This is a genomic window from Pseudoalteromonas sp. SiA1 (genome assembly GCF_018732205.1).
GTDB classification, from domain to species: domain Bacteria; phylum Pseudomonadota; class Gammaproteobacteria; order Enterobacterales; family Alteromonadaceae; genus Pseudoalteromonas; species Pseudoalteromonas tetraodonis.
Window position 1 is genome coordinate 1832309 of record NZ_CP076084.1, and the last position, 12645, is coordinate 1844953.

The 12645-nt window shown below is 39.9% G+C and carries 14 protein-coding genes; 9 read left to right on the forward strand and 5 right to left on the reverse strand.

Going from position 1 to position 12645, the window contains the following annotated elements:
• The first annotated feature begins 3 nt into the window (after positions 1-3).
• Both KK487_RS08425 and KK487_RS08430 read left to right on the forward strand, forming a co-directional pair.
• Positions 4-333: a TusE/DsrC/DsvC family sulfur relay protein gene (locus KK487_RS08425; RefSeq protein ID WP_008112024.1), complete on the forward strand. Its 330-nt coding sequence runs from the start codon at positions 4-6 to the stop codon at positions 331-333.
• Positions 333-1010: an rRNA large subunit pseudouridine synthase E gene (locus tag KK487_RS08430; protein ID WP_013465042.1), complete on the forward strand. Its 678-nt coding sequence runs from the start codon at positions 333-335 to the stop codon at positions 1008-1010. The genes KK487_RS08425 and KK487_RS08430 overlap by 1 nt, the downstream gene beginning before the upstream one ends.
• Positions 1011-1067: 57 nt before the next feature.
• Here the strand turns inward: KK487_RS08430 and KK487_RS08435 are convergent, their stop codons facing one another.
• Positions 1068-2342: a sensor domain-containing diguanylate cyclase gene (locus KK487_RS08435; RefSeq protein ID WP_013465043.1), complete on the reverse strand. Its 1275-nt coding sequence runs from the start codon at positions 2340-2342 to the stop codon at positions 1068-1070.
• A 467-nt stretch (positions 2343-2809) separates the two neighbouring features.
• On the opposite strand from KK487_RS08435, the gene mnmA reads away from it, so the two are divergent.
• The 5 genes from mnmA to KK487_RS08460 all read left to right on the forward strand — a co-directional run bounded on the left by mnmA (position 2810) and on the right by KK487_RS08460 (position 7605).
• A complete protein-coding gene (gene mnmA, locus KK487_RS08440; protein ID WP_013465044.1) occupies positions 2810-3910 on the forward strand; it encodes a tRNA 2-thiouridine(34) synthase MnmA in 1101 nt (366 codons plus the stop codon).
• A complete protein-coding gene (gene hflD, locus KK487_RS08445; RefSeq protein ID WP_008113587.1) occupies positions 3910-4512 on the forward strand; it encodes a high frequency lysogenization protein HflD in 603 nt (200 codons plus the stop codon). The genes mnmA and hflD overlap by 1 nt, the downstream gene beginning before the upstream one ends.
• Before the next feature lie 31 nt (positions 4513-4543).
• Positions 4544-5914 (forward strand): adenylosuccinate lyase, encoded by a 1371-nt coding sequence (gene purB, locus KK487_RS08450; RefSeq protein ID WP_013465045.1) that lies wholly within the window; start codon positions 4544-4546, stop codon positions 5912-5914.
• A gap of 80 nt (positions 5915-5994) precedes the next feature.
• Entirely contained in the window at positions 5995-7137 is a 1143-nt protein-coding gene (locus tag KK487_RS08455) for a ribosomal protein uL16 3-hydroxylase (protein ID WP_013465046.1), read from the forward strand.
• Positions 7138-7146: 9 nt separating this feature from the next.
• Entirely contained in the window at positions 7147-7605 is a 459-nt protein-coding gene (locus KK487_RS08460) for a GNAT family N-acetyltransferase (RefSeq protein WP_013465047.1), read from the forward strand.
• Positions 7606-7638: 33 nt separating this feature from the next.
• Here the strand turns inward: KK487_RS08460 and KK487_RS08465 are convergent, their stop codons facing one another.
• Both KK487_RS08465 and KK487_RS08470 read right to left on the reverse strand, forming a co-directional pair.
• Positions 7639-8856, reverse strand: coding sequence for a pyridoxal phosphate-dependent aminotransferase (locus KK487_RS08465; protein WP_041695718.1), 1218 nt, complete (start codon positions 8854-8856; stop codon positions 7639-7641).
• A 128-nt stretch (positions 8857-8984) separates the two neighbouring features.
• On the reverse strand, positions 8985-9329 hold the full coding sequence (locus tag KK487_RS08470) for an Hpt domain-containing protein (RefSeq protein ID WP_013465049.1): 345 nt from the start codon (positions 9327-9329) through the stop codon (positions 8985-8987).
• Positions 9330-9461: 132 nt separating this feature from the next.
• On the opposite strand from KK487_RS08470, the gene KK487_RS08475 reads away from it, so the two are divergent.
• Entirely contained in the window at positions 9462-10055 is a 594-nt protein-coding gene (locus tag KK487_RS08475) for a tRNA-uridine aminocarboxypropyltransferase (protein ID WP_041695864.1), read from the forward strand.
• A 25-nt stretch (positions 10056-10080) separates the two neighbouring features.
• Entirely contained in the window at positions 10081-10866 is a 786-nt protein-coding gene (locus tag KK487_RS08480; RefSeq protein WP_013465051.1) for a CLCA_X family protein, read from the forward strand.
• A gap of 17 nt (positions 10867-10883) precedes the next feature.
• Here the strand turns inward: KK487_RS08480 and dcd are convergent, their stop codons facing one another.
• Together dcd and apbC are read right to left on the reverse strand one after the other, a co-directional pair.
• On the reverse strand, positions 10884-11468 hold the full coding sequence (gene dcd, locus KK487_RS08485; protein ID WP_013465052.1) for a dCTP deaminase: 585 nt from the start codon (positions 11466-11468) through the stop codon (positions 10884-10886).
• A gap of 2 nt (positions 11469-11470) precedes the next feature.
• Positions 11471-12547, reverse strand: a complete 1077-nt coding sequence (gene apbC / locus KK487_RS08490) for an iron-sulfur cluster carrier protein ApbC (RefSeq protein ID WP_013465053.1) — start codon at positions 12545-12547, stop codon at positions 11471-11473.
• Between the last annotated feature and the right edge of the window lie 98 nt (positions 12548-12645).

Below are 12645 nucleotides of genomic sequence, written 5' to 3' on the forward strand. Positions count from 1 at the left end.
TCCATGCTGGAATTTAATAATCAAACAATAGACACAGATAAGCAAGGTTACCTGCTAGATCATACTGATTGGTCTAAAGAATTGGCCGATGTTATTGCACAACATGAAAGCATTATATTAACCGAACAGCATTGGGAAGTTGTTAACTTTGTGCGCGCATTTTATCTAGAATACAACACCAGTCCAGCTATTAGAATGTTAGTCAAAGCGATGGCTAAAGCGCTCGGTGAGGATAAAGGTAATAGCATGTACCTGTATAAGCTTTTTCCGAAGGGACCGGCCAAACAAGCCACTAAAATTGCGGGCTTACCTAAACCTGCACGGTGTATTTAATGAAACACAAAGCTACAAACACGTCATCTTCAACAAGTAAACGCAATACAGGTCGTACATATTCGCGCAGTGCTGTAAAAAAGAGCCCGATAAAAAGAGCAATTAAGCCGCAGATAGCCCAAAGCGATAAAAAAGTTATTTTATTTAACAAACCTTATGATGTCCTTTGCCAATTCACAGACGAGCAAAATAGACAAACACTGGCTAATTTTATTCCTATTAAAGATGTTTATGCTGCGGGTCGCTTAGACAGAGACAGTGAAGGCTTGTTATTATTGACCAATTGCGGGAAATTACAAAATACCTTAACCGCTCCTGGTAAAAAAACCAACAAAACGTACTGGGTACAAGTTGAGGGGGTGCCTACAGAAGCATCTATTGATGCGCTCAGTCAAGGGGTCGAACTCAAAGATGGATTAACCTTACCTGCACAGGTAAAGTTAATCGATGAACCAGCGCTTTGGCCACGCACTCCCCCAGTGAGAGAACGTAAATCAATTCCAACATCTTGGTTGAGTATCACTATAAACGAGGGGAAGAACCGTCAAGTTCGACGAATGACCGCACACATTGGCCACCCAACGTTACGGTTAATTCGCTATAGTATTGGTAAATACACACTCGATGGAATTGAAACAGGTCAATATAAAATCAGTGGGCCACCAACCAACAGTTAATACTTTACGTTAGCCTTTGCTTATCTGGTATTAAAAGCAAAGGTTAAACATGCTGTGTTATTCATGCCTTCCTAAGGCAATACAATTTCTGCCCTGCCTTTTTGCATAATACAGCGCACTATCCGTTGCTTTAAAGAAATCGACATGGTTAGTTTTTTCGCCATGTTTTACCGTATGAACTCCCATACTCACAGAGAGAAAGCCAGTAAAACTATCTTCATGAGCTATCGCTAAATCTTCAATAGATTTTTGTATTTGTTCTGCAATAAAGAGTGCACCTTGATTATCTGTTTGTGGGAGTAAAACAACAAACTCTTCTCCGCCATAGCGCGCTACAAAGTCCTCAGGACGACTGACTGTTTCTGCTAGCTTTTGCGCTACGCTATGTAAACACTTATCCCCGGCAATATGACCATACCTATCATTAAATTTTTTGAAATTATCTATATCAATAATGATCATAGAAAGTTGAGTATTTACTTTTATCAGTTTTTTAAATTCAGCATGTAATTTTTCGTCAAAACGGCGTCTGTTGGCAATTTTAGTCAATGAGTCTAAAAAGGCCATATCGCTGAGTATCTCTTGAGTTTTCAAACGCTCCGTCGCATCGTTAAATACAGCAATAAATTCACTTTCTACACTAATACCTGACACTTGCATTATCACTTTTGAGCCATCTTTACATACAATTTGATAGTCATTAGCAGGAATATCGTCATTATTTTTATTTGCCTGCGCTAAAGACTCACCCCACATCGTTTGAGCAGACTCTCTATAACTAGGCTCAGGATACGCGACCTTCCACCACTGTTTTAAATTAGGGATATCATCAATTGTATAGCCAAATACATCTACAAAGCGTTGATTAAGCTTTAAAATATCGCCGGTTACCATACAAACATTACACACGGGCAAAGGCAAAATAGTAAATAATTTTGCATAATGGCTCAGCTCATGTTTTCGCATTGGATGTTCAGTTGCACTACTAACAAAACGCTGCTGTTCAACGTGTTTCATTTCAAGAGAAGCATTCATAGTGGCAACAAAATGCCATTCTAACCACCACTTTTCTAGCTGCTTTAAAATGACTTGTTGAAAGGGATTAATAAAGTCTAAAGAATGTTCAATGAGTCTAAATAGCGCTGAAATAGGGTTGGGTTCTTCAAAGCGGTAAGGACGAGGAACCCTAATGGTTTGATAAAACAGTTGGTAAGCTGATTCTTTAACGTTATGTGGTAATTGTTCTGCTACTAAGCAATCATCGCGTTGTAACTTTGTTGATAACTCAACAACGTAAGATTTTACCTTTTGTGCTTGAGAAGCATAATTCATATATTCATTCCATTGACTATATTATAAATACTTATTTGAGTGTTTATTCAATTTAAACTCATCTAAAGGTATTGCATAATCATTTGGTTGTAAAGGTTTGTTAATGAACAATAATAAATATATTCTTTGATATTATATAAACAGTACTAACACCTTAAATAAACAACATTTACTCATCATTTATAACTTAAATGAGTGTTTATAATTTAATGGCCTGACATCTTGGACCTGTTGTTCTTTGCAAATTAAAATGTGTTCAAACAAAGGGGCTATAATAGCACCGCAAAATGTGTAATCTAATCGACTAAGTAAAAATCGACTAACAAGGAGTAAATCATCCCTAACCAACATAAAAAAAAGCAACAAAATCTATTCAATAGCCCTTCCTCTCTTTAAGCACTTACAAAATACATGCTATAATCGCGGCCTTTCCAAGTTAACAGTAATCTGTATAAGCGAAATTATTCATGAGCGAAAATAGTCACATTAAAGTCATCGTTGGTATGTCCGGCGGTGTTGATTCTTCTGTATCTGCATATTTATTAAAACAACAAGGCTACCAAGTAGAAGGCTTGTTTATGAAGAACTGGGAAGAAGATGACAATGATGAATATTGCGCTGCCGCTGAAGATTTAAAAGATGCCCAAGCTGTCTGTGACAAATTAGGTATTGAACTTCATACCGTTAACTTTGCAGCAGAATACTGGGACAACGTATTCGAATACTTTTTAGCTGAGTACAAAGCTGGTCGCACACCTAACCCAGACATCATGTGTAACAAAGAAATTAAATTTAAAGCCTTTTTAGAATTTGCGGCTCAAGCACTTGGTGCTGACTTTATAGCAACGGGCCACTACGTGCGTCGTGAGCTCAGAGATGATAAATATGTTATGTGCCGTGGCCTAGATGATAATAAAGATCAAAGCTACTTTTTGTACACATTGGGTCATGAACACATCGCGCAAACGCTGTTCCCTGTCGGAGATATTGCCAAGCCAGAAGTGCGCCGTATTGCTGAAGAGCAAGATTTAATTACCCACGATAAAAAAGACAGTACTGGTATTTGTTTTATCGGTGAGCGTAAATTTAAAGATTTCTTACAAAAATTCTTACCTGCTCAACCTGGTGTTATTGAAGACACAGATGGTAACAACGTTGGTGAACATGAAGGTTTAATGTACCACACCTTAGGTCAGCGCAAAGGCTTGTTAATTGGTGGTATGAAAGAAGGCTCAGGCGAACCTTGGTATGTTGTAGACAAAGATGTTGAACGCAATGTATTGATTGTGGGCCAAGGTAAAAATCACCCTCGCCTTTACAGTAATGGCCTAAATGCCAACCAATTACACTGGGTAGATCGTGTCGGTCCTCAAGGTACTACTCGTTGCACCGTAAAAACACGCTACCGTCAAGAAGACCTAAGCTGTACCTTGTTAGTTGGTGAAGATGGTATGGCACGCGTATTATTTGATGAGCCACAAAAAGCGGTAACCCCAGGACAATCTGCCGTATTTTACGCTAATGAAGTGTGTTTAGGTGGTGGTATTATTGACTCGGTGATCAAATAATGAATCAACATCAAGTCATGGCGCTTGCAGCCATGTGTCAAGTGGCTAAGCAAGTTCAGAAGGTTGCCCAATATGGTCGCGCTGATGAACAAGATTTATCGATTTTATTATCAAGTATTGTGCAAACCTCGCCAGCTTCCCCAGAAGATGTATATCAAGGTGAACATAACTTACGTGACGGCTATAAAACATTGATGGCACAACTGAGTGCCGGTGCTCAAAAAGATGTAGAAATAGTCAAATATGTAGGTGGTTTAATGCAGTTAGAGCGTGCGCTTAGTGCTAACAGTAAAAGCCTCAATGAATTAGGTAAACGTATTGATGATATTCATCGTCGTTTAGATCATTTTGCTATTACCGATGACAGTGTTGTCGCCGGTTTAGCAGATATATACTCGTCGGTGCTAAGCCCCCTTGGGCACCGAATTCAGGTTTATGGTAAACCCGAGTTATTAAAACAGCAGCTCACGCAAAATAAAATCCGCGCATTACTTTTAGCCGGAATTCGCAGTGCAGTATTATGGCGACAAATGGGCGGCAAACGTCGTCATTTCTTTTTTGCGAAAAGAAAAATTCTCGCCATAGCTAAAACAAAAATTTAATTATCGTTCAAACTAAAATTTAGGAGTTATTATGGAGCTTTCAGCGTTAACGGCTATCTCTCCGGTTGATGGTCGCTACGGCAGCAAAACCACTGAACTACGCAGTATTTTTAGCGAATTTGGATTAATCAAATACCGCGTAACCGTTGAAGTGCGTTGGTTGCAAGCGTTAGCTGCAGCAAGCGAGATTAAAGAAGTCCCCGCTTTTAGCGACGAAGCAAATGCGCTGTTGAATGCAATTGTAGATAACTTCTGTGAAGCTGATGCTCAGCGGGTTAAAGACATCGAACGCACGACAAACCATGATGTTAAAGCCGTAGAGTATTTACTAAAAGAAAAAGTTGCTGATAATGCTGAGCTACACGCAATTAACGAATTTATTCACTTTGCCTGTACTTCTGAAGATATTAATAACCTATCTCATGGTTTAATGTTAACTGAAGCGCGTAACCACGTCGTTTTACCTTATTGTGATGAGTTATTAAGCGCCATTAAAGAAAAAGCAATTGAGTACAAAGCCATTCCAATGATGACTCGTACACATGGACAGCCTGCAACGCCTTCGACTATGGGTAAAGAGTTTGCAAATGTTTACATGCGTTTAAAGCGTCAACGTGACCAAATTGCACAAGTAGAAATGCTAGGTAAAGTAAACGGTGCTGTGGGTAACTACAATGCACATCTAAGTGCGTACCCTGACTACGATTGGCATACCCACGCCGATAAGTTTGTAACTAGCCTAGGTTTAACACTCAACCCGTTTACCACGCAAATTGAACCGCATGATTACATAGCAGAGCTTTTTGATGCAATTGCACGCTTTAATACCATTTTGCTCGATTTTGACCGCGACATGTGGGGCTACATTGCACTTAATCACTTTAAGCAAAAAACCATTGCCGGTGAAATTGGCTCATCAACTATGCCACACAAAGTGAACCCGATTGATTTTGAAAACTCAGAAGGTAATTTAGGCTTAGCCAATGCTATCTTTGGTCATTTAGCACAAAAACTACCTGTGTCTCGCTGGCAACGTGATTTAACTGACTCAACCGTATTACGTAACTTAGGTGTAGGTATGGGTTATGCGGTAATTGCATACCAATCAACCCTTAAAGGTGTAAGCAAACTTGAAGTAAACGAGCAACGTTTGGCAGATGAGCTTGACCAAAACTGGGAGCTGCTCGCTGAGCCAATTCAAACCGTTATGCGTAAATACGGTATTGAAAAACCATATGAAAAGCTAAAAGATTTAACCCGTGGTAAACGTGTAAATCAAGAAATTATGGCTGATTTCATCGATGGTTTAGACCTACCAGAAGCTGCAAAAATTGAAATGAAAAAACTAACGCCGGCTAACTACATTGGTCGCGCTGTTGAGTTTATTGATGATTTAGTTTAATCACTCAAATCTACTAATAAAAAGCGAAAGGTACCTGCCTTTCGCTTTTTTCATTTAGGTCTTAACGTTATAGGCATTCTATGTATCAATTAAAAATAAATGAATTATCAGAGCAAGCGTTTTTAAGTCAATATTGGCAAAAAAAACCACTGTTGATCAAAGCTGGTTTTAAAGATTTTCAAGACCCACTTGATGCGAATGAACTCGCAGGCCTTGCTATGGAAGACAGCATAGAATCGCGCATTATTACTAACCACAATCAACAATGGCAATCGCATCAGGGACCATTTGACGATTTTGAAATACTCACTGATCAGCACTCGACACTACTCGTGCAAGCAGTGGATCATTGGCACCCAGAAGCTGCTCAGTTACTTGAACCTTTTCGCTTTATACCTAATTGGCGAATAGATGATTTGATGATCAGCTACTCAACCCCAGGTGGCGGTGTTGGCCCACACCTAGACCAATACGATGTATTTATTATTCAAGGTGAAGGTAAGCGCCATTGGCGGGTAGGATTACCCGACCCAACACTAAAACAATTTGCTCAAAATAAAACATTACTGCAAGTTGAAGCTTTTAGTGCAGTAATTGATTGTATTTTGGAGCCCGGTGATATTTTATATATACCACCCGGTTGTCCTCATGAAGGCTATGCGGTTGAAAATGCACTCAACTATTCAGTCGGTTTTAGAGCACCTAATCAACAAGATTTACTTTCAAGTTTTGCTGATCATATTATCGACACAGAAAGCGGCCAAAAAAGGTATACCGACCATACCCTCGCCCTACGTGATTCCAAAGGTGAGCTAACCCAAAGCGAAGTCGATAAAGTAAAAACGTTAATGCAAGCATTGCTAGAAGACGAGAGTTTATTTAAACACTGGCTAGGTAATACCCTTAGCCAACCTAAGCATGATATGGACTTAGCCCCTGAAGAAGACCCATTTAGTGTCGAACAAATACAACAACTGCTTGAAAACCAAGTAACATTTGAGCGTTTAGGGGGCACACGTGCTATTTATCAATGTATGGATGCAGAGTTACTTCTAAGTATCAATGGCGAAAACTACGATTTACCCTTATCAGATTTAGAAGCGGTAAAACAGCTTACTGATTTTATTGAATTTGATAGCAGCGTGCTTAATGCAACCACACCTAGCCTAGATTTTATCGAAACTTTTACTACACTGGTTAATGAGGGTATTTGGTTTAGCTAGGAGGAGGTCATGGTTTATACCGTTGACAAAGTTGATTGGCAAAGTGAAAAAAGTCAACTGCAACATATAAGGGAGCGAGTGTTTGTATATGAGTTACATATTCCTAAACGTATTGAGTTTGATAACTTAGATGCACTCGCTCAACATATTCTGGTCACCGATAATATGCACTCACCTGTTGCCACAGGTCGATTATGTAATGATGGTTTAATTGGTAGAATCGCCGTATTGCCGCAGCATCGCAACCGCAATGTTTATAAGTCACTGCTTAATTTCATTGTTAAATTAGCAGCGGAGCAAGGTATTGAAGCAATCAGTATTAATTGTATTTTAAACGAAGTAGAGCGATTCAAAAATAATGGGTTTACTGTGCAAGGCCACGTCTTTATGGAAGCAGGTATCCCAAGGCAACGTATGCAGTGCCCTATTGCATGCTTTGAAACACGACCATTTACTTTAGTGCATTAACGAAAAAACGAGCCACTTGGCTCGTTTTTTTCTTTATTCTTGTCGGTAATCTTTGAAAAAACGCTGCATTTTCATCATTGCACTCGATAAATCATCTTTATTAGGTAAGAACACCAATCTAAAATGATCAGGCTCTGGCCAGTTAAAGGCGCGCCCATGTACTAACAATATTTTTTCTGTTTTTAACAAATCAAACATCATTTGTTCATCGCTTTTAATATTGAATTTAGCGGTATCCACTTTAGGGAAAGCATAAAGCGCCCCTTTAGGCTTTTTACAACTAATTCCATCAATCGCATTTAAGCCGCGCCAAGCAATATCACGTTGCACATATAAACGCCCACCGGGGTCAATTAAGCTATCAATCGACTGAACGCCACCCAATGCTTGCTGAATTGCATATTGTGCGGGCACATTGGCACAAAGACGCATTGAGGCAAGAATATCTAAGCCTTTAATTAAATCTGTCATTAATGCGGTGCGACCACTTAGCACCATCCAGCCCATTCTCAGCCCAGCAGCACGGTATGTTTTAGCTAAGCCATTAAAGGTGATGATAGGGAGATCATCGCATAATGAACCAATAGAAGTATGGGTAACGCCGTCGTATAGAATTTTCTCGTATATTTCATCGCTTAACAGCAAAAGCTTGTGCTCTCGAGCAATATTGATCAATTCTTCAAGTAAAGCGTCACTGTACACAGCCCCGGTTGGGTTGTTGGGATTAATCAGCACCAATGCTTTGGTTTTAGAGGTGATTTTACTTTTAATATCATCAATGTCAGGAAACCAATCTTGCTCTTCATCACACAAGTAGTGAACCGGATTACCACCTGCTAATTTTACCGAGGCAGTCCAAAGCGGATAATCTGGAGCGGGAATTAACACTTCATCATCATTATTCAACAGTGCTTGAGTAACCATTTGGATAAGCTCACTCACGCCGTTGCCAATGTAAATATTATCAACGTCTAAATTGTGTAAGCCACGCTGTTGGTAGTGCTGATAAATAGCAACACGCGCAGAATAAAGACCTTTAGAGTCACAGTATCCTTGAGCTGAATATAAATTACGAATGATATCGCGATGCATATCTTCTGGCATATCAAAGCCAAATGCGGCGGGGTTGCCTATATTAAGCTTTAATACCTTTTGGCCCTCATCCTCCATTTTTTTAGCTTGCACTAAAACGGGACCTCGGATGTCATAACAGACGCCGTCTAATTTATGACTCTTTTTTATTTCTGACATTGTTACCTCTAAAGAGCAAGTTAGCCATTAGACTAACGCAGTAAAGCCGTGAATTACTAGGAAAATTAAGCGCTTAAAACTGAAAAAAATTCACGTTAACACTCTTTTTTATTACTATTGAAACGCGTTTAGCGCCCAGCTAACCATGCATTTAGTTTTGCTTGTGAACCAGTAACTTGCGCCATTAATCCATCGGCTGCATTAACAGCCTGCTCGTCATTCCCGTTATTTAAATTATATTCAATTAAACGAGCAACTTCGGCTAAACTTGCCGCACCAAATTGAGCGGCGTTTGATTTAAGGCTATGAGAGTGGCGAATAGCAGCCTCTTTATCTTGCCCAAGCGCAGCAATTGCTTCGTTCCCCAATCGCTCAAATTCCGCACAACAAAATTCCAACGTATCTGGAAATTGTTCACCTAATAGCGATTCCATACTTTCTAAAGCGGATTCGTCAATATTGATCTCTGTCATATTCATGCCCTTCAATACGGTCCATCGATTTTCTTCTTATCTCTTACTCTATATCTAAGCACAAAAAAAACCAACTTTATTAGTGCAAAAATGTATAATTACGGCAAATGTACCAACGAAATAGTGTATTCAATGGCACGTCCTCTTTGTAAACAGTGTAACTTTTCGCTAAGCACTTGTATTTGCAGCGCAATTACCCGTGTTAATAACCAAACACAGGTTATTATTTTGCAGCACCCCAGTGAAGCAAAAGTTAGCAAAAATACGGCGCAGCTATTAGCTTTGGGTTTAACCCACTGTAAAATGATTAGAGGCGAAAATAATCAGGACTTCGCCTGTTTACAAAACCTGCCTATAGAATCGAGCGTATTACTCTACCCAAGCGAGAGCGCCGTAAAATTAGACCGACCGAATAGTAAAGAAAATCTACAAGAGATTACGCATTTAATTGTGATTGATGGTACATGGAATAAAGCCTTTAAAATTTTGCAATTAACCCCGTTATTACAACAGTTTAAAACGGTAAGCTTTAACCATATTCCCACCAACCGTTATGCTATTCGTAAAGCCCCTAGAGCAGATAGTTTATCGACACTAGAAGCAGTAGCACATAGTTTATGGCTCATAGAAGCACTAAACCCTGCGCCCTTGTATGGTTTATTAGAGGAATTAATAAAAAAACAAACCCAACACATGCCCGCTCACGTAAAAGCACGTTACTTGTAATGTATGAGCTGAAATAAAATAACCGATGCGTAATACCACATCTCGATTAAAACGCGGATTTTCTCGCCAAGGCCCCGACTATCGTTTTGACGATCAAGTCGATTTTAATGATATAAGAACCACTTTTGGTTTTCGTTCTATGGTGGTTGGTAAATGGGTTACTAAAGAAGAGCGCTTTATTAGTGCCAACTTAATTTATGATGCGCTGGCTGATTTAGCGCAGATTTTGCATTTACCACCCACAGCCATTGGCCTGCGTGGCAAACTTAATTTCGCTTTTGGTCACGGTGGACAAAAAGGCGTGCAAGCACATTATAATGCGTATGACCAAACCTTAGCACTGGCTAAAAATGCAGGCGGTGGCGCTTTAGCCCATGAATGGTTTCATGCTTTTGATCATCATATTAGTGAGCATTTGTTTAAATCAAAAACCCGCTTTGGTTTCGCTTCTAAGTTATGGTTATCACACTCTCCCGACTTAAGCCATCCACTTAATGATGCACTTAATCAATTTTATAAACAGGTGTTTTTAGAGCAAAGCGGTGAACATGCCAATGAATTTGTAAATAAATGCATTGCGTTTGATAAAGCGCATAATCAGCAGTATATGAGTATGCCAGAGGAGCTTGCTGCTCGGTGTTTTGAAGCCTGTATCAACGAGCATCAAACAATCAAAAACAGTTTTTTAGTCGGCGGTTTGAGTAATAATAACTTAATTTATCCTGAGCTAAATCACACGTTACACGCCAATGAAGCGCTTAACCATTATTTTCAACTATTAGGTTATGCGCTTCATCAACTAGAAAAATAAGCTATTGTTTAGCTTAGTTATTTATCGTCACTGATACGGCTTGCTACCGCACTATTCTGATCTTTATATTTTGCATCAATGCGGGTGTTATAAGGGCTTTCACACGGACCGGTAAGTGTTTCAAAACTCATTGCGCCAATTTTCATCATAGGTCTGAGCGCAAGCGGCAGCTTACCCGAGTTATAAAACTCTAAAACAATATTACCACTCCAACCAGGATCGATTCTGTGTGCTGTAACATGCACCATTAAACCTAAACGTGCCAGCGATGAACGCCCGTCTAACCAACCAACAATGTCTGCAGGTAGGGTTACTTTTTCATAGGTTATTGCCAACGCAAGCTCGCCAGGATGTAGAAAAAACGCTTCGCCTTCAGCTAATACAATTTCGTCGCTCATGATTGATTCTAACGCTTTATTAAGCTGATCTTTTGGACCACTTAAATCAACATAAGCGGCATTATGGGCATGAAATGTTCTAAACTTATTACCCAAACGAAGATCCGCAGTCACCCCTGAAATCATTTCACTCGTTGGCGCGGGCTCGATAACAATGCGCCCATCGTTTAAGTATTCTTTAATATGTGTATCTGAAAGTCTCATTTTTAATCTTCCGTAATCACAACGTCAATCGCGTTGTGATGTTGTTGATAGTAAAGCGTGCTGGCAATCAATCGTGCGGCCGCGCTGTAAGTTTTGCTAATAACCGCATCTGTATCATCGGCAATCAACTTACCTTGCTCAGAGGATTCTCTGATATCAATCGCAAGCGGAATATGCGAAAGCACAGGCACACCATGCTTAAGGGCTAATTTTTGTGCACCGTCTTTACCAAATACATGGTTGGCCTCGCCGCAATGCCCACAAATGTAATGGCTCATATTTTCAATCAAACCGAGCACTGGCACATTTACTTTATTAAACATAGCAATACCCTTTTGCGCATCAGCAAGCGCTAAGTCTTGTGGCGTCGTGACAATCACGGTGCCACTGGCTGGCACTTTTTGGCTCATGGTTAATTGAATATCACCGGTACCTGGCGGCATATCTACAATTAAATAATCAAGTTCACCCCAATCGGTTTCATTTAAAAGCTGACTAAGCGCGCCTGAGGCCATTGGGCCGCGCCATACGGTGGCATCATCGCTGGGGACTAAAAAACCGATAGATTGCGCTTTAATACCATTGGCATCAAACGGTTGTAATTGTTTATTGTCTTTTGTAACCGGCTCACTGCCAACTAATCCTAACAACATAGGAATTGACGGACCATAAATGTCGGCATCCAATATGCCTACTTTTGCGCCTTCATTTTTAAGCGAGCCCGCAAGATTTACAGCCGTAGTAGATTTGCCTACCCCGCCTTTGCCTGAGGCGACTAAAACAATATGTTTAATGGCTTTAAACTTCGCAGCTTCTTTGAGGTGAACATTAGCCGTTACGTTTACATCAACCTTTAAACGCTCAGTCAAAAATTGAGCCACGTGCGGCATTTCAGATTGCGCCGCAAAAGGGAGAATGAGTTTAACCGTAATTGATTTATCGGTGTTTTGAGTGATATCAGCAATGAAATCTTGCTCAATACCCACAGCGAAAGCGGCACTGCGATAGGCCGCTAGAGCAGAAATAATCGGTTGTTTTTGCACCGATTTTGCAGAGAATAGTTTCGACAGTCCAAACATAGCAATAAAATAGCGTTTCTTTGATGAAAAGTGCCACGGAATTATGTAACATTCAGGGCATTAACACCAGTCAATTAGTAAATATCGATAAGCAGTGT